This window comes from Longibacter sp. (assembly GCF_051155795.1).
Classification (GTDB): domain Bacteria; phylum Bacteroidota; class Rhodothermia; order Rhodothermales; family Salinibacteraceae; genus Longibacter.
Map to the genome: position 1 here is coordinate 79,284 of NZ_DAXETW010000037.1, position 19,696 is coordinate 98,979.

The 19,696-nt window shown below is 60.9% G+C and carries 15 protein-coding genes; 10 read left to right on the forward strand and 5 right to left on the reverse strand.

Going from position 1 to position 19,696, the window contains the following annotated elements; translation table 11 throughout:
* Positions 1-24 precede the first annotated feature (24 nt).
* The 3 genes from ACFCU0_RS05045 to ACFCU0_RS05055 form a co-directional block, all read right to left on the reverse strand.
* Positions 25-1,947 (reverse strand): ATP-binding protein, encoded by a 1,923-nt coding sequence (locus tag ACFCU0_RS05045; RefSeq protein WP_434972574.1) that lies wholly within the window; start codon positions 1,945-1,947, stop codon positions 25-27.
* A gap of 487 nt (positions 1,948-2,434) precedes the next feature.
* Positions 2,435-3,514: a class I fructose-bisphosphate aldolase gene (locus ACFCU0_RS05050; RefSeq protein WP_434972575.1), complete on the reverse strand. Its 1,080-nt coding sequence runs from the start codon at positions 3,512-3,514 to the stop codon at positions 2,435-2,437.
* A gap of 349 nt (positions 3,515-3,863) precedes the next feature.
* Positions 3,864-4,544: a methyltransferase domain-containing protein gene (locus ACFCU0_RS05055; RefSeq protein ID WP_434972576.1), complete on the reverse strand. Its 681-nt coding sequence runs from the start codon at positions 4,542-4,544 to the stop codon at positions 3,864-3,866.
* Positions 4,545-4,760: 216 nt separating this feature from the next.
* Between ACFCU0_RS05055 and ACFCU0_RS05060 the strand changes: the two genes are divergently transcribed.
* From ACFCU0_RS05060 to ACFCU0_RS05080, 5 genes are all read left to right on the forward strand, one after another.
* Entirely contained in the window at positions 4,761-6,368 is a 1,608-nt protein-coding gene (locus ACFCU0_RS05060; RefSeq protein WP_434972577.1) for a T9SS type A sorting domain-containing protein, read from the forward strand.
* A gap of 309 nt (positions 6,369-6,677) precedes the next feature.
* Positions 6,678-7,463 (forward strand): ABC transporter ATP-binding protein, encoded by a 786-nt coding sequence (locus ACFCU0_RS05065; protein WP_434972578.1) that lies wholly within the window; start codon positions 6,678-6,680, stop codon positions 7,461-7,463.
* A gap of 87 nt (positions 7,464-7,550) precedes the next feature.
* Complete coding sequence (locus tag ACFCU0_RS05070; RefSeq protein WP_434972579.1) at positions 7,551-8,141, forward strand: cob(I)yrinic acid a,c-diamide adenosyltransferase; 591 nt, start codon at positions 7,551-7,553, stop codon at positions 8,139-8,141.
* A 198-nt stretch (positions 8,142-8,339) separates the two neighbouring features.
* Positions 8,340-9,635, forward strand: coding sequence for a peptidoglycan DD-metalloendopeptidase family protein (locus ACFCU0_RS05075; protein ID WP_434972580.1), 1,296 nt, complete (start codon positions 8,340-8,342; stop codon positions 9,633-9,635).
* 41 nt (positions 9,636-9,676) lie between these two features.
* Positions 9,677-10,663 carry an isoaspartyl peptidase/L-asparaginase family protein gene (locus ACFCU0_RS05080; protein WP_434972581.1) on the forward strand — a complete coding sequence of 329 codons (987 nt, stop codon included), beginning with the start codon at positions 9,677-9,679 and terminating at the stop codon, positions 10,661-10,663.
* Positions 10,664-10,669: 6 nt separating this feature from the next.
* Here the strand turns inward: ACFCU0_RS05080 and ACFCU0_RS05085 are convergent, their stop codons facing one another.
* A complete protein-coding gene (locus tag ACFCU0_RS05085) occupies positions 10,670-11,941 on the reverse strand; it encodes a SpoIID/LytB domain-containing protein (protein ID WP_434972582.1) in 1,272 nt (423 codons plus the stop codon).
* Positions 11,942-12,180: 239 nt separating this feature from the next.
* On the opposite strand from ACFCU0_RS05085, the gene ACFCU0_RS05090 reads away from it, so the two are divergent.
* Positions 12,181-12,957: a TatD family hydrolase gene (locus tag ACFCU0_RS05090; RefSeq protein ID WP_434972583.1), complete on the forward strand. Its 777-nt coding sequence runs from the start codon at positions 12,181-12,183 to the stop codon at positions 12,955-12,957.
* Between the two features lie 172 nt (positions 12,958-13,129).
* On the opposite strand, the gene dnaK is transcribed toward ACFCU0_RS05090, so the two are convergent.
* Positions 13,130-15,082: a molecular chaperone DnaK gene (dnaK, locus tag ACFCU0_RS05095; protein ID WP_434972584.1), complete on the reverse strand. Its 1,953-nt coding sequence runs from the start codon at positions 15,080-15,082 to the stop codon at positions 13,130-13,132.
* Between the two features lie 385 nt (positions 15,083-15,467).
* Between dnaK and ACFCU0_RS05100 the strand changes: the two genes are divergently transcribed.
* From ACFCU0_RS05100 to recA, 4 genes are all read left to right on the forward strand, one after another.
* Complete coding sequence (locus tag ACFCU0_RS05100; RefSeq protein WP_434972585.1) at positions 15,468-16,058, forward strand: CDP-alcohol phosphatidyltransferase family protein; 591 nt, start codon at positions 15,468-15,470, stop codon at positions 16,056-16,058.
* Positions 16,059-16,105: 47 nt separating this feature from the next.
* A complete protein-coding gene (gene pyrE / locus ACFCU0_RS05105; protein ID WP_434972586.1) occupies positions 16,106-16,903 on the forward strand; it encodes an orotate phosphoribosyltransferase in 798 nt (265 codons plus the stop codon).
* Positions 16,904-16,959: 56 nt separating this feature from the next.
* The gene (locus ACFCU0_RS05110; protein WP_434972587.1) at positions 16,960-18,222 is read left to right on the forward strand and encodes a competence/damage-inducible protein A; all 1,263 of its coding nucleotides are present in this window, start codon (positions 16,960-16,962) and stop codon (positions 18,220-18,222) included.
* 353 nt (positions 18,223-18,575) lie between these two features.
* Positions 18,576-19,643, forward strand: coding sequence for a recombinase RecA (gene recA, locus ACFCU0_RS05115; protein WP_434972588.1), 1,068 nt, complete (start codon positions 18,576-18,578; stop codon positions 19,641-19,643).
* Positions 19,644-19,696: the final 53 nt, after the last annotated feature.

The window sequence follows — 19,696 nt, forward strand, 5'->3', positions numbered from 1 at the left end:
GCTGAAATCCCGCGTCCCCGGGCCTCACCCGATTTCCATCTGGAGTTCCTTTACGCGCCGGACGACGTCCGCCCGGTCCATGTCCCGATAGGTTGCGGGTAGCAGATCCCGGCTCGTGCACTCGAGGACCGCAGCCAGCTTCTGCAACTCGACCTCCGTCGGGTAGGTGGGCGGAATGAAGTCATTGACCGTCTCCCGCAGAATGTCGGGGGTGACCACGCCATCGTCGCGACCGGCTGCACGAAACGACGCGCGTGTAAGGATTGCCTCCATGTCTGCACCGCTGTAGGTGCGCTTCCCGTCGAGGAGTTCATCGGGGATCTCTTCCATGGGTACGTCGACGTTCGTGCGACGCATCATCACCTGCAGCAACTCTTCCCGATCCTCACGAGTGTGCGGATAGAAAAGGGCGATATGTTCCTCTGCGCGCCCCTGCCGCTTTAGGTCGACCGGCATCAGGTCCGGACGAGCGGTAACGAGGAAAAAGATGACGCGGCCGCGATGCTTCGGATTGCTCATAAACGAAACGATCTGCGAGAAGACGCGCTGACTCACCCCGGAATCGCCGGACGCGTCGCGATCGCCGAGAGCTGCATCTGCCTCGTCAATCATCACCGCAACGGGCGTCATCGCTTCCAGAAGGTTCAGGATTTTCTCGAGGTTCCCCTCCGTGACACCCTGCCACTGCGACCGGAAGTTCTTGAGCTTCACCATCGGAATCCCGATTTCGCCGGCAAAGCAGGTAATGAGAAAGGTTTTTCCGCATCCGACGGGCCCGCTGATCAGATAGCCCATCGGCATCACGTCCGGGCGACCGGCACGAAGCGCCCGGGCGGCCTGCCGCAGGTGCTGCTTCGCTTCGTTGTGCCCCGCGACGAGGTCGAGCGAGTAGTCGGTCTCGATGAACTCGAGCAGGCCGTACGCCTCAGCCTCGATGAACTCCTTCTTCAGCTCCGAGAGCGTGTCAAACGTCAACCGGTTCTTGTTTTCCAGGACGTCCGCGACGATCGAGCGAAGCTGGGTGTAGTTCAGGCCGGCGGTGTTCTGCGCCAGATTAGACGGGCTGACATCCGAGTGCGCGTCGAACGTGGAGCGGGAGCCGATCAGGGAGGTATCGATGAACCGCTTTCGGTCCGCTTCGTCCGGGATCGGCACATGAATCTCCGCCGTGTGCGGACTCTGAACGAGCTGCTGGTTCAGGTCCGTCAGATTCTCCGTGATGAGACAAACCGTGAGGTCGCTTTCCACGAACAGCGAATCGCGCGACCATTTCTGGAGAAATACGAGCGCCCGCCGGTCTTCCGCCGAGTACATCGACGCTTCCGCCATGGGCGCGATGGTTTCCGCGTAGTCGATGACCACGGCAATCCGCTTTCCGTCCGACAGACGGAGGCGCAGGTAGTTTTCCAGCAGCTGAAAGACCTGGCTCGGCTCCTTCGGCAGTTTGTTCTGGTAGTCCGTGCCGAAGATGGAATCGTATCCGGACACCGCCCGGCTAAAGTCCGCCCGCGAGGCGTCGTCGGCGAAATGGATTCCGGCGCTTCGGTCGTAGAAGATCACGGCATCCCGGGCGGCAAACAGGTCGTCCACCAGAAAGGAGTGGAGGCTGACGTACGTCGTGTTGCCTTCCGCATCTTTCGTGGGGACGAGATCCCGGACGTCGCCGTGAAGGATAAACTCCGCCACCGTCTTGGTGAAGTACTTCCGCGCCAGTTCCTGTGCCCAGGCGGGATAGTGGCCGATGAACGGCTGCAGGGCGTCTTCCACATCATCTGCCGCCGTTGGATCGGCGAGGGTGTCTGTTGGAGGCGGGGCGGGCGCGTCGGAGGCGTCTCCGCCGGCCGTGGATTCCCGACCGGCAGCGTCATCGGATGCGGACGGGTTGGGTTCGTCGGATGAGGCGGCGCCATTTGGGGAGTTGGAGAACGGGCGGTCGGACTCAGACATGGCGGTACGGATGTGGAGAAGTGAAAGTGAAGGGCGTTACGCCGTGAGAGAGGTGAGGATTCCGGTATCTCAACGGTTCGACGGTCGGTTTCGTTACGCCTGAGGCAAGCACCTCGCTCTGAACCACATCAACGCGATCGGTGGTCGTCGATGGTGGGTTGTCCGTGGGATTCATCCATACGTGGACGCCCGGTCCAACCTCCCCGCCCGGAATTCAATCCGAAAATCGACCCACGACCCATGACCCATAAAAAAAGCAGCCCGCCCCGACAAAGGGTAGGCTGCTTTAGATCAAACCACGACGCAGGGGTATTATCGAAGGTCGTTGGTCGTACTTCGTTGGTCGGATGTCGAACGAGCACATTGCCAGGGCTTAACCTCCCTGCACAGAACCCAATCCGAAAAACCAACCCACGACGAACGACCCACGAAAGAACACTCCCTCCGATGTTGCGAGCCAACACATCAACACGCAAACACGTCCCACCTACGCCACCGTGATATCGTCGTCGAGGTAGACGTCCTGAATCGAGTTCAGCAGTTCGACCCCGTCTTCCATCGGTTTCTGGAATGCCTTCCGGCCCGAGATCAGCCCCATGCCGCCGGCGCGCTTGTTGATGACCGCCGTGCGCACGGCCTGGTGGAGGTCGTTGTCGCCGGAGGCGCCGCCGGAGTTAATGAGTCCGCAGCGTCCCATGTACGAGTTGACGACCTGGTAGCGGGTCATGTCGATCGGGTGATCGGTCATGAGATCCGAGTAGATGCGTTCGTCCAGCTTGGCGTACGATCCGTCACGCTCTTCGCGCATCTTCTTAAAGCCGCCATTCACGGTCGGCTGCTTCGCCTTGATGATGTCGGCTTCGATCGTCACGCCGAGGTGGTTGGCCTGACCGGTAAGATCCGCGGACGCCTCGTAGTTGGTGCCGTTGATCTTGAAGTCGGCATTTCGGACGTAGCACCAGAGGATGGTCACCATGCCGAGTTCGTGGGCGTAGGAGAACATCTCCGAGATTTCCTGTAGCTGGCGCCGCGACTCCTGCGAGCCCCAGTAGACGGTCGCGCCGACGCCGACGCAGCCCATGTTGTAGGCGTCCTCAATCCGCGTGAAGGGTACCTGGTCGTACTGGTTCGGGTACGACAACAGCTCGTTGTGATTGAGCTTCAGGATGAACGGGATCTTGTGGGCGTAGGTGCGGGCGATCGAACCCAGGACGCCGAACGTTGAGGCGACGCCGTTGCATCCGCCTTCGATGGCGAGCTCGACGATGTTGGCCGGGTCGAAGTAGATCGGGTTCGGCGCGAAGGAATTCCCGCCGGTATGTTCGATACCCTGGTCCACCGGCAGAATGGAGAGGTAGCCGCTACCTCCCAGCCGGCCTGCGTCGAAGAGCGCCTGCATGTTGCGCAGGACGCGCGGATTGCGATCGGAATCGCGCCAGACGCGATCGACGAAGTCCGATCCCGGCAGATGCAGCTGGTCCTTTGAGAGTTTGCACTCGTGCTCGAGGAGATCCTGTGCCTCGTCGCCAAGCATGTCGGCGACGCGAGAAAGGGTTGCTTCAGCCATAATGTCCTGTGCTAATTACAGGGTGAGCGATGAATATCGGACGGTGCAACGGAATGAACCGGCAATCGAGCGCGACGGATTCGAAGGTACGGCATGGTGCCGCGACGTCCGGTTGCTCGCTCAAAGTACGAAACAGATCCATGGGTCTCCACACCGGAATCATGGCGGTTCGGCGCATCTTTGTTGAGTTCAGGTTCAGGGTCCCGAGTTCCGGGTTCCGAGTTTTGAGTTCCGAGTTTTGGGTTCTGGGTTCGGCGGTCCGGCTTCACCGGGATAGATCCTCAATTCTCAATTCCGCACCCCCGACGCCAAACGACCGAACGATTTAACGCCATAACGTCTGAACGCGTTAACAGGCCAACGTCGAAAGCGTCCATCGGAAAGCCCAGTGCCAGCGGATGTCGGGCGTGGGTAGGTTTGCAGATCGAGCGACCGCGGCCAGTTCATCCCGACGAAATCCGCGGCGTACGCTGAGGGGCGCGTCGTGTCGGTACATGTCGGATGCAGGCAGAAGGCGGCTCAGAGCCAGGACGCCGAGATAAGCGAGGGGATGCCGATGGAGGTCGTTGACCAAGATCCCGGTACGCGCGACGCGGCTCATTTCCCGGAGGACGTCCGCTGCACCGGATTCGTCGAAATGGTGCAGGAAGAGGGACGTCACGGCGATGTCGAACGCCCCGTCCCCGGCGTCAAGGTCAAGCGCATCTCCCGTCTCCACCCGTACGCGCCGGCGCATTCGCGGGCTTAGCGTCTCATCCAGATAGGCCCGAGCGTAGTCGACGGCCCCGGGGTTAAGGTCGATGCCGACGGCTTCGAGCCGGCAGGCATGCCGGTGACCGAAGTGGACGAGGTCGCCGAGGCTGTCGCCGCCGCCGGTCCCGACGTCCAGGACGCGGAGACGACGGTGCCGCATCACCAGCGGCTTTAGCACGCGGCGCGTCGACGCATATCCGCCAAGAAACCGATTCGTCAACCGTAGATCGCGTAAGGCGTCGTGGAGCCGCCAGTCGGTGATCGAGAGATCGTCCATGATCTCGTCGACGTGGACGCGATGGCTGAGATCGGGAAGAAGAGGGGGGATGACGGTCTGCGTGGATAGGGAAGGGGGCGTTCAGGGTGTTCCGAACAGATACTAACAAAAGGATAACTGAGAAGTGGATTATACGACGAAAATAGACTTTCGCATTTCTTCCCGCCGCGTTACCCTAGAGGCTACTCACGTTTCTCTCCTTCAAGCTTCGTTAACATGCGAAAACTGATACTTACGTTCCTTCTTCTCGTCCTTACCCTGGCAGGTGCACAGGCTCAGACGATAAGTTTGCTTGCTGATGCCAGTCAACTAGACGTAGGCGGCGGCAACAGCGACTTCAAGTGCGTTCTCGAGGCCTCCTCTGGTCTTCTCATTGGTTATAATCAGGATGCCGAAGCGATTGTCACATACGATGCAACGACATCTACGCTCGGAACGCTGCGTTCTCAGGCAGATCTTCAGTCTGATCTGAGCACCACCGGAATCGATGCTTGTGATGCTGCCACTATCGACGGCAGTGACAACATCTACATGAGCCTCAGAGACACGAACAATGACTCCTTCATTTATCAAATAAATGCGGATGGAACGGCGGGGTCAATTTCCTTCTTTCCAGTCAACGGTGCTAACTCTCTTGCGGTGATGGGAACGACACTGTATGTCGGTGTCGTGGGTACGTTTGGTGATGTTGCAAACGGCCTGTACAGTGTAACGACGCCAGTTTCTGAATCTTCAACGCTGACTGTCGAGCAGAATGACGCCTCGATGGCAGACATCACCTTGGATGGCACGCTCGCTGTACGCGGGAACGGCGACGTGCTCATCATGACGAATGAAGGTCCGTTCGGTGGTGCTGCTGAACCCAATAAGATCTTTTCCGTCTCTGATCCCTCATCTGCGGCCGATAACGCCTCTACGGTCACGGAAATAGCGGATCCGATTGCTTCGGGACCGCTATCCTCAGCGGACGGCGAGCTTCTCCATATGGAAGTTGTCGCATTCGCTGGTGCCGAACGAATCGTTGTCGTTAACGGGTCGTTCTCAGCTCCTGATGGGGAAGAGATCGCTGTGATACAGCTTGATGGAACGGCGACGGTCTTGGCGACGGCGGCAGACATCGAAGCGGCAACGGGGCTTAGTGATTTCGCGCCAGCTACTGACGTAGCGTTTGTCGCTAACGCCGCAGGCGATGTCAAAATTGCGTCGAGGGAAGGAGGCAGTTTCGGAGCATACGGACTCGTGCTAATTGAAAGTCTGGCCCTCCCCGTCGAGCTTGCCACATTCGACGGTCAGTTCACGGGCAACGGCATTTCGCTTTCCTGGCAGACGGTGACGGAAACCAACAACGCAGGATTCGAACTCCAGCACCGGGCGCCGAACGCATCGTCCTTCGTTAGCGCCGGCTTCGTAGAGGGAAGTGGCACCACGAATCAGGTCTCGAACTACACGTTCTTCCTGAACACCGCGCAGTCCGGCACCCACACGTTCCGCTTACTACAGGTCGATGTGGACGGAGACGAGACGCTGTCCGACCCCATCACGGTGGAAGTGATGGGCGAGCCGGTCGTCCTCACCGGCCCCAACCCGGCCACGCCGGGCAGCCAGGTGGAGGTCCTACTCAACATGGAGGCATCGCAGGAGGTGAACGTCGCGCTGTATAACCTGCTGGGCCAGAAGGTCGCCACGATCTACAGCGGCCGGGCCGCAAAAGACCGGACGCTCCGCCGCTCCGTCGATCTCTCCTCGCTCGCCAGTGGTCTCTACTTCGTGCGCGTCGTCGGCGAGACCGTGTCGTCGACGAAACGCCTGTCGGTCGTGCGGTAAGGAAACGAAGGGGTTCCGATGCACGGAATCCATCGCACGTACACCACGCCACGGGATCGGTCTTCGGATCGGTCCCGTGGTTTGTTTATTGACGAAGACGTCGTGTTCATGGCCTGGCCCGAGACGTCACCGGTATGGCCAACAAAACCCAACCCCCGAACACGCGAACACCCCGGCCTCTGAACACATGCCGTTCATGCGACAGTAGACGCCCATCTCACTAAGAGCACTGCCCGTGAGGATCGAAGCGCCGTGCATCCGGTTGTGCTGTACAGCCGTCGTTGTCGAATTCATCAGATCGAACGTACTTTGGAGCCCGAGACGCTACTAGCGGTCAGCGATGTAAAGGTCGAACGTGGCGGCCGCGCGATCCTTCGGGATGTGTCGCTTGACGTCCAGCCGGGTGAATGGCTGGGCGTCATCGGCCCGAACGGCAGCGGCAAGACCACGCTCCTCCGGGTGATGAGCGGCGCCATGGACGGACAGGGATCGGTGCATCTCCGTGGACGCCCCATCGGGGAGTGGAGCGCGCGCGAACGTGCGCAGACGCTCACGTTCGTCCAGCAGTCGTCGCCGCTGGCCTTCGATTTCACCGTACGTGAGCTCGTGCTTCTCGGCCGCGCCCCGCATCGGGGGTGGCTATCGTCCTTCTCTCGTGATGACTACGAGATCGTCGAGCAGGTCCTGGCTGACGTCGGACTCGAGGGATTCGCCGATCGATCGATCCAGTCGATGAGTGGAGGGGAGGTCCAGCGAGCCTTCCTTGCCCAGGCGCTGGCTCAGGATGCCGACGTACTGCTTTTAGACGAGCCTACCACGCATCTCGACATCCATTACCAGTTTCGGCTGCTCGATGCCGTTCGCGAGCAGGTAAACCGTGGTAAAACGGCGATCGCGGTCGTCCATGATCTCGAATGCGCTGCCCGGTACGCCGACCGATTGCTCCTGCTTTCGGAAGGTCGGCCCGTCGCGATCGGTTCCCCTGCGGATGTTCTAACCCCTGAACGGATTGACGACGTCTTCGGAATGGAGGCCACCGTTCGTAAACATTCGCCTCTTCGGATCGACTACGTTGCCCCGCGATCGGCCGGGTGAGATTGCCATGGATGTGTCGAAACGCTTCCTCCCGCAGCGCGTGTTCACCGCTCCAATCGCCTCCTTTCAGTCCGACACCAGCAAACGATGAATAAAATTTACACGCGTACCGGTGACGACGGTACCACGTCGCTGTTCGGCGGCGACCGCGTCGGCAAGGGCAACGCCCGCATTGATGCATACGGCACCGTGGATGAACTGAACTCGGTCGTCGGCCTCGCGCGTGCCCACCTGGATGGCGAGTCCGGCGAAGACCGGCTGGATCCGGTGCTACAAAACATTCAGGACGAACTCTTCGTGCTGGGCGCCGATCTCGCTACCCCCATGGATGCCAAGCCCGTCGTGCCGCGCGTGACGGAGGCTCATGTCGACGAACTGGAGGATAGGATCGACACGTTCGACGACGACCTTAAGCCGTTGAAAAACTTTATTCTACCGAGCGGTACGCTGGCGGCGACGCAGCTTCACTCCGCGCGTACCGTGTGCCGGCGGGCGGAACGCATTCTCGTTAAGGCCGGGGCGACGACGACGTTCAACGAGGTCGCCATGCGATACCTTAACCGGCTCTCGGATTTGCTTTTCGTTCTGGCGCGCTGGGCCAACAAGGCGGCGGGAATGAGAGAAGATACATGGTCACCGACGAAGGTCCGCAACGCCGACGACGACCCAACCGAGTAACCGGCGCGGCCAGCACAATGGGAACGACGCCATTCACGGCGGCCGTAAGGCCTAAAATCGGTCTTGCCCTGCTGATTCACCGGCTTCGCACCCGCACGAATGGCACGCCCGTTGATTTTCATAGATCGCGGGTCGTTTCTTGTTGACAATGACTCGCGTGCCTCGTCAGTATCGTTTTCCGCGAACTCTTTCCTCTTTATGGCTCGCCGTTCCCCCACGGGCCGTCTGCCCGTAGCCGTCGCTTTCCTTGCTGCTGCCCTCATAGGCATCCTCACTTTTGCGGCGACATACGTTCACGCGTCGACGATGCCGACGGTAGCGACGTCGGTGGCCGCACCGTCGGCTCCCACCAGCGCCCTCTCGGAGGACGCATTCGGTATCGACCGGCAGAAGTACACCGTCCGCGAACACCGGGTGCGTCGAAATCAGACCTTCGCCGATCTGCTGCTGAAGGAAGGCGTCCGCTATGAGGCCGTCGTCCGTCTGGCGGACCGCACGCGGGACGTGTTCGACGTACGCGACATCCAGGCCGGGCGATCGTACCGGGTCTACCGCAATCCGTGGCTCGACCGCGCACGCTACCTGGTGTACCGCCCCGACGCCGTCCGGTACGTTGTGTTCGATGTCCGATATCCCTCACGCAGCCGGGTCGGGGAACGCCCGGTGTCGCTGGCCTGGCGGACGGCTGGAGGTACCATCACGTCGTCCCTCTACGAAACCCTGATCGAGTCCGGGGCGCGGCCCGAACTGGCCATCCGCCTATCTGAGGTGTTTGCATGGCAGATCGACTTTTTCCGGATTCAGCAGGGCGATCAGTTTCGCGTCGTGTACGAAGAACGAACAGTCGACGGGCGGACGATCGGGCCCGGCGACATTGTAGCGGCCTACTTCGTCCATCGCGGGCGAACCTACTACGCGTACCGATTCAATGACGGTGAGGGGAGCGAATATTTTGACGAAGAGGGCAACAGCCTCCGCAGAGAGTTGCTGAAAGCACCGCTTCGCTTTTCCCGAATCAGCAGTCGGTTCACGAATCGGCGGTATCACCCGGTTCTAAAGCGATACCGCCCACATCACGGCACCGATTACGCAGCCCCCACGGGAACGCCGGTGCAGTCGGTCGGGGACGGGACGGTCCTTTTCGCCGCCTACAAAGGCTACAACGGAAATTACGTCAAAGTCCGGCACAATGCGACCTACACGACGGGCTACCTCCATCTGTCCCGGATTGCGGACGGCATCCGGCCCGGAACGAAGGTGAAACAGGGCGAAACGATCGGATACGTCGGCAGCACCGGTCTTTCCACCGGTCCACATCTCGATTACCGGTTCTGGAAGAATGGCCAGGCTATCGATCCTTACAGTGTTGAGCTGCCGCCGGCGCGTCCCGTCCCCCCACAACACATGACTGCGTTCACGCAGGTCGTTGACGGCCTACACGACTTTCTGCTCAATCACGCGCCGCGGCAGACGTTTGCGGACTTCCGTAGCTAAGATTGACGCTTCCGACATTTTGCCCGTACGCCGATCTCCACATGCCTGACGGTCTCGTCTTCAGCGCGTCCTTCGCGATCGACGGGCCCGTGATCCTCGTTCACGGTGGTGCCTGGGACATCCCGGACGGGGCGGTGGAAGACCATCGCGACGGACTGAAGACCGCATTGGCGGCCGGGCGTCGGTCCCTCGCGTCCGGCCACTCTGCCGTGGATGTGGCCGCTGATGTCGTCGCGTCGATGGAGTCGCACGGTGCGTTCGACGCGGGACGCGGGGCGATGCTGAACCAGGACGGCCGCGCGCAACTGGATGCCGGCATCATGGACGGATCGTGTCTCGATTACGGCGCGGTCATCGCGGTTGAACGGCTGAAGAACCCGATTCGCGTGGCTCGACGCCTCATGGACGCGGGCAACGGTCAGGTTCGCATCCTGGCAGGGGAGGGGGCCGAGCGCTTTGCCGTCGCGGAGGCCTTTACGTTGATTGACAATGTCGACCTGATCTCAGAGCGCGAGCGCGACCGGTTTGAGGCGCTACGAGATCGGATCGGCGACGTGCATACGAGTCAGTCGTTTCTTCCCGGTGTTGCGGACCGGCGGTCCGGGGGAGGGCATGACACGGTTGGGTGCGTGGTCCGCGACGCAAGGGGGCATGTGGCAGCGGCCACGTCGACAGGTGGCACGCCATTCAAGCCGCCAGGGCGGGTAGGAGACTCGCCACTTCCCGGGTCCGGTTTCTACGCGGATGGCGAGGCGGCGGTAAGTTGCACCGGATGGGGAGAAGCAATCGCGGCGGTCGTCCTTGCCCACGATGTCGTTCGACGAATCCTCGATGATGAAGACCTGGAGCTGGCGATGACGTCCCGGCTCCAGGCCATGCACGATCGTATCCGCAACCCGGACGGGGATGGCGCACGGGGCGGGTTGATTGCTCTTTCTGGATCGGCAGTAGCCTGGGCTTACTCGACGCCCCGGATGGCGCGCGCCATCTGGGCACCCGGACTCGGGACGGTGCACCTGGAATTGTGATGCCCATTACCAGCCGATTCGTCGCGTCGATTCCTCCTGCTCCTCTCGGGTCTCTTTTTTCTCCTGCGGCGGTGGAGAGGTCGCTAGTGGTCGGTCCGGCACCTCCAGCCCGACGCCGTCCGTTGATCGGATGTCGACGCCCGCGTAGTAGAACGACAGCATCTCGCGATAGCTTTTTCCGCGGTCGGACATCTCGTGGATGCCCCACTGGCTCAACCCGACGCCGTGGCCGAAGCCGCGACCACTGAACCGGTAGGTGTCGCCGCGCCGGGACGCGTCGAACCAAGTGCTTTTCAGGTCGGCGTCCGGAAGACGTCGGGTAATCGCCAGACGAAAGTCATTCGCACTCACGGTCATTCGACCGCCCGGCGTCAGGAGCGTAACGGTTTTCAAGCGACCCTCCTTGCTTCGCTTGCCGAGCACGAATCCGGTGATCCGCGTACCGAAGTCGTTCGACAGGGCATTCAGGAGCTGCGATCGCGAGACTGTCGTTTTCCACCGATGATGGGGCGAATTGCTATCGTACGGGTCTCGCCGGCCGCGCAGGTAGGGCAGGACCTCGTTCGCGTCCCACACGTCCTCGTTGTTGGCGGTATGGCCACCGCTCGAGGAGAAGTATACGGCTTCGATGAGCGTCCCCGTGTGCGTCAATACCTCGCCGGCGGTTTCCTGCGTTGCCCGGCGAGACGTCGGGGTGATCGCGCGCACGCCCCGGTACACCTGCGAGACGGTATTGTCGACGTGGTCGTAGTCGCCTGTGTCGAATTTGGTGGATGCACGGATGCCGTAAGTGCGCGCGACCACGGCCATGGCTTTCGAGCCCTCCAGATCCTCGAAGCCGTACTCCGCAGCGACGACGCTCGCGACATAATCGTCCAGCGGGGCGTGGTTTACGAGTTGCAGATGCCGGCCGTCCGCTTCGACGTGAAGGGGTCCCGTGTACGTGCGTGTTACGTCCCCGCTCGCCAAGGTCCACGCGACCCCCTCATCCGGCTGGATGTCAAGGCTTGAGGCGTAGATTCCATCGGCATCGCGCTTGATTGCCACCTCCGGACCGCGGAGCGAGAGAGTGGCCGATTCGCCGGGACGAAGGCGCATCACCGGGGCGGAGGTCCCGGGCAGATGAACGCGAAGATCGCCACCGGTTGCCTTCACGGTCACGGACGTGGGCTGCTGGTTGTCCAGCACGCGCACCCGTACCGGCGATGACGATTGAGCTACCGCAGCCTCTGTCCAGCATAGAAGCAGAAACACCGAGAAGAGAGCCCGGAGGGTCATAGCGTCGGAAGCACGTGAAAAAAGGGACAACGGGTTTCGGGTGACGTGTAGCCGTGGCATGTTAAAAGTGACACCCCAGCGGCAGGGAACAAGACAGTCGCCTTTACGGTGAATCCGCCCACCTGTTGCGCGCGGTCACAGTATACAGCCGCGTTCGCTCCCATGCACGTCACGGCGCGGGTAACGGTAGGGTGGTTACCGATGTTGAGCGGCCCTTTTCCATCATTGCACCGAGACACATGCTTATCGACACGCACGCTCACATCTACGTCGATGCGTTTGACGACGACCGCGAAGACGTGGTGCGCCGTGCGTTCGACGCCGGGGTTGAGGACATCGTGATGCCGGCAATCGGCGTCGCATCGATCCGGCAGGCCATGGACCTGTCGGAGTGGTATGACGGGTTGCACGCGATGGCTGCGCTTCACCCCTCAGAGGTGAAAGAGGCATCTGACGCCGATCTGGAGGCGGTGAGGGAGTGGTGCGAGGATCCCCGCATCGTCGCCGTGGGCGAAAGCGGGCTGGATTATTACTGGGATCGGTCGTTCGATGAGAAGCAGAAAGAGTATTTTCGGTGGCACATCCGTCTGGCGATCGAGGCCGACTTGCCGCTGATCATCCACAATCGGGAGGCGACAGACGATGTGCTGAGAATTCTTGAGGAGGAGAAAGAGAATACCAGCCAGCCTGACCGGCTCCGCGGCATCTTGCATTGTTTCGTCGACCCGCCGGAGGTTGCGGAGAAAGCGTGGGATCTTGGTTTCTGGGTCGGCCTCGGCGGCATCCTGACGTTTTCCAACAGCGATGTGGATGATTATGCGGCCGACATTCCTCTGGAGCAGATCGTCGTCGAGACGGATAGCCCGTATCTGGCCCCGGAACCGCACCGCGGCGAACGGAATGAACCCGCGTATGTCCGGCATGTGGCGCAACGGCTGGCAGAGGTGAAGGAGCAGAGCCTTGATCACATTGCGCGCGTGACATCGGCGAATGCACGCCAGATCTACGGGATTTAAACGATCGGACCCAGCGCTCCCGTGGGTGCCGATGCAGAGGTTCGGCGGATACCGCACCCGCGAGTGCTGGATAATACAAAAACGCCCCGGCCTCTGGGAGGTCGGGGCGCTTCATTGCGAGGGTGGATCGCGAGGATCCGTCCGGTCTCGCAGACGCAGTGTGGGAGAAGGCTTACTGGTCGTCGCCTTCGTCAACCACCTCATAGTCTGCGTCGCGGACGTCCTCCTCCGAGGACGAGCTGCTGCTCGACGACGAACTCGACGACGAGCCGTTCGCGGCACCCGGCTGCGGCTGACCCTGCTGGGCCTGCTGCTGTTGCGCCGCGTAAATCTCCTGGCTCGCAGCGGCCCACTTCTCGTTCAGCGTTTCGAGGGATTCCTCGACGTTGCTGACGTCCTGGTCCGCGTCGACGTCTTCCAGAAGCTCCTTCAGGTTGTCAAGCGCCGTCTGAATTTCGCCGCGCTTGTCTTCCGGAATCTTATCGCCGTACTCTTCGAGGTTCTGCTCCGTGGTGTAGACCATGGAGTTAGCCTCGTTGATCTTCTCCGCACGCTCTTTCCGCTTCTTGTCTTCCTCGGCGTGCTGTTCGGCGTCCTCGCGCATCTTCGCGATTTCCTCCTCGGTCAGACCGCTGGAGGCTTCGATACGAATCGACTGCTCCTTGCCGGTCGCCTTGTCGGCGGCTGAGACATTGAGGATGCCGTCCGCGTCGATGTCGAACGTGACTTCAATCTGCGGCGTGCCACGCGGGGCCGGCGGAATATCCGTCAGGTGGAAGCGACCAATGGTCCGGTTGTCCTTCGCCATTTCACGGTCGCCCTGCAGAACGTGGACCTCGACGGACGTCTGATTGTCCGCAGCCGTCGAGAACACCTCCGACTTCTTCGTCGGAATGGTCGTGTTCGCCGGGATCAACTCGGTCATGACGCCACCGAGCGTTTCGATACCGAGTCCGAGAGGCGTCACGTCCAGCAGCAAAACGTCGTCTACGTCGCCGGAGAGCACACCGCCCTGAATGGCAGCGCCAACCGACACGACTTCGTCCGGGTTTACGCTCTTGTTCGGAGCGCGACCGAAGAACTCTTCGACCGTCTGCTGTACGAGGGGGACGCGCGTCGAGCCACCGACGAGAAGCACTTCGTCGATGTCGCCTTTGTTGTAACCTGCATCGTCCATCGCCTTCTTCATCGGCTCGATCGTGCGATCAACCAGATCACCGACGAGCTGCTCGAATTTTGCGCGGTTGATGTCCAGGTTCAGGTGCTTCGGACCCTCATCCGTTGCCGTGATGAACGGCAGGTTGACGGTTGTGGTAGTTGAACTGGAAAGCTCAATTTTCGCCTTCTCGGCCGCCTCTTTGAGACGCTGAAGGGCCATCGGGTCATTGCGAAGATCCACGCCCTGCTCCTTCTTGAATTCATCGGCGATGTAGTTGATGAGCTTCTGGTCGAAGTCATCTCCGCCGAGGTGCGTGTCTCCGTATGTGGCCTTCACCTCGAAGACACCGTCTCCGAGCTCCAGGATGGAGACGTCGAACGTACCGCCGCCGAGGTCATACACGGCGACGACCTGCTCTTTCTCATCGTCAAGCCCATACGCCAGCGACGCAGCGGTCGGCTCGTTGATGATGCGACGAACGTTGAGACCGGCAATCTTACCTGCCTCTTTCGTCGCCGTACGCTGGGCGTCGTTGAAGTAAGCCGGTACCGTGATCACCGCGTCGGTCACCTCTTCACCGAGGTATTCTTCGGCCGTCTGCTTCAGCTTCTGCAGGATCATAGCCGACACTTCCTGCGGCGTGTACTCGCGATCGCCGAGCTTCACGCGAGCGGTGTCATTGTCGCCCTTGATGATTTCATACGGGACCTCATCGACCTCGCCCTCCACTTCGCCGTACTTACGGCCCATGAAGCGCTTGATCGAAGCAATCGTATTTTCCGGATTCGTGATCGCCTGTCGCTTGGCCGGTGCGCCGACCAGACGCTCCCCGTCCTTCTTGTAGGCGACAACGGACGGCGTCGTCCGGGCGCCCTCCGCGTTTTCAATGACCTTCGGTTCACCGCCTTCCATGACGGCAACGACGGAGTTCGTCGTTCCGAGGTCAATCCCAATAATTTTACCCATAGTCGTCGAGTGCTGTAATTCGAAAGTCGGATAGCGAAACAGATCAGTCCGGTGCGTATCGCACCCTCGCAAGTCACAGCATATATGATCAAGAACGATGCCTGCCGGGACGGACGGGCGATTCTATGTCAGTGTGTCAGTTGATGGCTCTGGCCTGGTCAATCGACCGCGATAGATTCTGCCGGATCTGTCAAAAGCTGTCGTAGAAGCCATCCACGACTGCCCCAGGTGCCGAAGCGAGCTGCGGCTAAGGACGTCACGACCTGCGCGGCCATCTGTGACCACGATCTCCGCCTGTACCTTGGGTGCATATTCGGTCAACATCACCACGGGACCCGCCGGCAGGGCAGAAATCGTGGACCGGCACACCTATATTGCCGATCCTATGTCTCAGAAAACGGCGTTTCACCACATACCGAACCTGCTGACGGTCGTCCGCATCCTGCTGACGCCGCTGGTGCTCCTGTTTCTGACCGTTGCAACGCTGGCCGGACAGGTTTCCGCGGTCGTCTGCTTTATGATCGCCGGAATTTCGGACTACTATGACGGTGTCCTGGCACGTCGAATGGAGGCACGGTCCCGCCTCGGTCAGTTTCTCGATCCGCTGGCGGACAAGATCCTCGTACTCGGCACGTTCGTTACGCTCCTCGTCGTCGAACCGGCCGTTGCGACCTGGTGGGGGGTCGGACTGATCGCCCTGCGCGACGCTGTGGTGACCGGCGTTCGATCCTATGCCGAATCGCAGGGACGGACGCTGAAAACGTTTCGTGCAGCGAAGTGGAAGACGCTGCTACAGCTGTTCTTCCTGTGGATCATTATGATCCTTCGCGCACTGGAATATACGGCTGCTGAATCAACCGCCGTGTGGCTTCTTCGGGAGAGCGTCATCGCCATCGGCCTCTTCTACGCCGTGGTCGCATTCACTGTGTTTACAGGTGCTCTCTACGTACTGCAGCCCCAAGATGACGCCGTGTAGCACGGAACCACCGCTATTCTTCCGATATGTTCTAAACGGCTCGTTTCATGAACGCCGCTGAGGAAAACCTGCCCGACATGCCGGATCCCGAACCGGATGAGGATTCGTCTCCGGATGCGTCCGACGTTCCACCGCCTCAGCCGTCTCGATCCACCCGACTACCGCCGGTCGAACCTCCTGGTGACGCCGACCCGGATAACCTGAACGTCCGGCGGGCTCTCGCTGCTGATCTTCTGCAGATTGGTGCCGTGAGCCTGCGTCCCGAGGATCCGTTTACGTGGAGTAGCGGGATGCAATCGCCGATCTACTGCGATAACCGGGTTACGCTTGGATACCCTCGCATCCGCACCGCCATTCGCGACGGGTTTCACCACATCGTGCGGCGCCTTCACTCGAGTCCGGATGTAGTGGCTGGAACCGCGACCGCCGGGATTCCGCATGCCGCCTGGCTGGCCGACCGGCTCGATCTGCCGATGGCCTACGTGCGCGGCGAAGCCAAATCGCACGGACGTCAAAATCGAATCGAAGGCGTGGTACGACGCGGGCAAACCGTCGTCCTCATCGAGGACCTGATTTCGACCGGCGGCTCGGCACTCTCGGCAGCACGAGCCCTCCAGGCGGCCGGTGCGAACGTGCTGGCTGTGATAGCGATCTTCTCCTACGAACTCACCGCCGCAGCGTCCGCGTTTCAGGAGCACGACCTGGCTTGTCACACCCTGACGGACTTCTCGACCCTGATCGACGTCGCCCGACGGGAGAACGACCTTCCCGACGCCGCCTTCGAATCCCTTTCTGAATGGCGCATGGATCCGGATGAGTGGTCTGACAGCCGTCAGGAGGACTGACTCCGGCGCGTCGTCCGCCGCCTCACGATTGTCTTCCCGTTCGAAGCGACTTCTACATGAAGGCCCATCTGCTCACCATCGGTGACGAGCTTCTCATTGGCCAGACCACCAACACCAACGCCGCGTGGCTTGGTGACGCGCTAAGCCGAATCGGTGTTCACGTTGAGCGCTCGGTGACAATCGGGGACGACCCGCGGGCAATTGCGGAGGAGCTCGACCGGTCGTACCGGGACGCACGCCTGGTAATCACCACGGGCGGCCTCGGCCCGACGCATGACGATGTCACGAAGTCGATCGTCAGCCAGTACTTCGATGCGCCGCTGGAGACGGATGACGAGCTACTCGCACGGGTGAAGCAATACTACGAACGGCGCGGTCGGGACATGCCGCCGGAGGTGGCAGATCTGGCCACGGTCCCTCGTGGATTCGACATGCTGCAAAACGACGTCGGGACTGCCGTCGGCCTCTGGCATGCAGACACGCGTAAAGACGAGCGCCTGATTGCGGTCCTGCCGGGCGTTCCGCCGGAGATGAAGTCGATTTACGAAAACGGCGTCGAACCGCGTCTTCTTGCGCGAGCGGATCTACAAGACCTTGCTCACCGAACGCTCCTGACGACGGGCGTTCCGGAATCCAGCCTTCAGCGGAAGATCGGCGACCTGTCCGACTGGCTCGGGGACGATCTGAAACTGGCCTATCTGCCATCCACGAACGGCGTGCGCCTGCGTCTCACAGCCTACGCAAGAGACCGTGCCGTCGCGGAGAACCGGATCGACGCTCTCGAGAAGGAGCTGCGACGTCGGATCGGAAAATACATTTTCGGTACGGGAAAAGACACACTGGAAGGCGTGGTCGGCGGATTGCTTCGCGAGAGAAGCCTAACGGTTGCGACCGCCGAAAGCGCCACAGGCGGCCTGATCGGCCACCGGCTGACCTCAGAACCTGGATCATCAGACTACTTTCTCGGGGGAATCGTTGCATATGCCAATGCCGTCAAGACGGACGTTCTCGGCGTTGGGCCCTCGACGCTTCGAGAGTATGGTGCCGTGAGCCTGCCCGTGGCTGAGCAAATGGCCGCTGGCGCTGCAGAACGGCTGGATGCCTCGATCGGCATCTCCACGTCGGGGATTGCCGGACCCGGAGGGGGATCAGACGAAAAACCGGTCGGGACGGTCTGTATCGGGTTTGCGAAACGCATGGATGACGGCACCACGGACGTAGATAGCGTCCGTTTGCAACTTACGAACGATCGTTCGCTGAACAAGGAGCTGTTTGCCACGTCAGCGCTCGAGATGATCCGACGAAAACTGCTCTGGTAGGCCTCAATCTTCGGTCCGCGACGAACCCGGCGACCCTCGTGCCGTAGTATATCACGACTACTGTGTGGAATATGTGCCGCGTGTGTTGCCGTGTGGACCCATTTTCGCGTGGTCCCGTTTCGCTTTGCGGTAGAGAAGAAGAGAAGAATCGAGCCGACGGCAGGACGCCCCAGCGTCTACGTGTGACACCGGGATGTCACCCCTCCGATGTTATGTTTATTCCGGTCGATGTGTCTATACCGGTAGGAGTGAAGGTTTGCACGCACCGGGGAAGGTGATCGTCGACGCCCGGCCCCGGGCACAGCGCAGGCTCGCTGCGCATTCAACCGAAATCACGAAGCAACCACTGCATCATGGCAGACGAGAACGGTCAGAAGAAGAAAGCCTTGGACCTTGCCGTCAAGCAGATCCATCGCGAGCACGGCAAAGGGTCCATCATGAAGATGGGCGAAGAGCCCGATCGAGCGATCAAGTCGATCCCGACCGGATCGTTGACGCTCGACGCGGCTCTCGGTGTCGGCGGCGTCCCGCGCGGGCGGATCGTCGAGATTTACGGCCCGGAGGCGTCCGGTAAGACGACGCTCGCTCAGCATATCATCGCCGAAGCCCAGAAACTGGGCGGCTCGTGTGCCTTTATCGATGCAGAGCACGCGCTCGACCCGAATTATGCGGAGGCGCTGGGGATCGACATTGACGAGCTTCTTATCTCGCAGCCCGATACTGGCGAGCAGGCCCTGAACATCTGCGACACGCTCGTGCGCAGCGGCGCGCTGGACGTGATCGTGATTGACTCGGTCGCCGCCCTGGTTCCGCAGGCGGAGTTGGAGGGGGACATGGGCGACTCCCATGTCGGTCTCCAGGCGCGACTGATGTCGCAGGCGCTCCGGAAGCTGGCAGGGACGATCAACCGGACGAAGACCGTGCTCATCTTCATCAACCAGATACGAATGAAGATCGGGGTGATGTTCGGGAGCCCGGAGACGACGTCCGGCGGCCGCGCACTGAAGTTTTACTGCTCCGTCCGCTTGGACATCCGCCGGATCGGTGCCGTCAAAGACGGATCGGACGTCGTTGGTAACCGCACCCGCGTTCGCGTCAAGCAGAACAAGGTGGCTCCGCCGTTCCGGGAGGCGGAGTTCGACATCATCTACGGGGAAGGCATCTCGTCCCTCGGCGAGCTGATTGACCTCGGAACCGAGCACGACATCATTGAAAAGCGCGGCTCCTGGTATTCCTATGAGGACGACACCATCGCCCAGGGCCGGGAGGCAACCAAGGAATGGTTGGATGAGAACGAGGAGGAGCGCGAAGAAATCAAGACCGCGATCCGCCACAAACTGGGGATGCTCTCGGAGGAAGAGGAGGAAGCCATGAAGGCCAAGGAAGACGACGGTGACGGAGACGAGGAAGACGATTCTTGACGGTACGTCCTCTGTATAACGATCTGTATACCGATTGGACACGTGATGCCGCG

Coding starts and splice junctions, on each gene's coding strand:
- ACFCU0_RS05110 (WP_434972587.1), top strand. CDS start 16,960: ATGAAGGCCCATCTGCTCACCATCGGTGACGAGCTTCTCATTGGCCAG.
- ACFCU0_RS05060 (WP_434972577.1), top strand. CDS start 4,761: ATGCGAAAACTGATACTTACGTTCCTTCTTCTCGTCCTTACCCTGGCA.
- recA (WP_434972588.1), top strand. CDS start 18,576: ATGGCAGACGAGAACGGTCAGAAGAAGAAAGCCTTGGACCTTGCCGTC.
- ACFCU0_RS05070 (WP_434972579.1), top strand. CDS start 7,551: ATGAATAAAATTTACACGCGTACCGGTGACGACGGTACCACGTCGCTG.
- dnaK (WP_434972584.1), bottom strand. CDS start 15,082: ATGGGTAAAATTATTGGGATTGACCTCGGAACGACGAACTCCGTCGTT.
- ACFCU0_RS05050 (WP_434972575.1), bottom strand. CDS start 3,514: ATGGCTGAAGCAACCCTTTCTCGCGTCGCCGACATGCTTGGCGACGAG.
- pyrE (WP_434972586.1), top strand. CDS start 16,106: ATGAACGCCGCTGAGGAAAACCTGCCCGACATGCCGGATCCCGAACCG.
- ACFCU0_RS05080 (WP_434972581.1), top strand. CDS start 9,677: ATGCCTGACGGTCTCGTCTTCAGCGCGTCCTTCGCGATCGACGGGCCC.
- ACFCU0_RS05100 (WP_434972585.1), top strand. CDS start 15,468: ATGTCTCAGAAAACGGCGTTTCACCACATACCGAACCTGCTGACGGTC.
- ACFCU0_RS05075 (WP_434972580.1), top strand. CDS start 8,340: ATGGCTCGCCGTTCCCCCACGGGCCGTCTGCCCGTAGCCGTCGCTTTC.
- ACFCU0_RS05090 (WP_434972583.1), top strand. CDS start 12,181: ATGCTTATCGACACGCACGCTCACATCTACGTCGATGCGTTTGACGAC.
- ACFCU0_RS05055 (WP_434972576.1), bottom strand. CDS start 4,544: ATGGACGATCTCTCGATCACCGACTGGCGGCTCCACGACGCCTTACGC.
- ACFCU0_RS05045 (WP_434972574.1), bottom strand. CDS start 1,947: ATGTCTGAGTCCGACCGCCCGTTCTCCAACTCCCCAAATGGCGCCGCC.
- ACFCU0_RS05085 (WP_434972582.1), bottom strand. CDS start 11,941: ATGACCCTCCGGGCTCTCTTCTCGGTGTTTCTGCTTCTATGCTGGACA.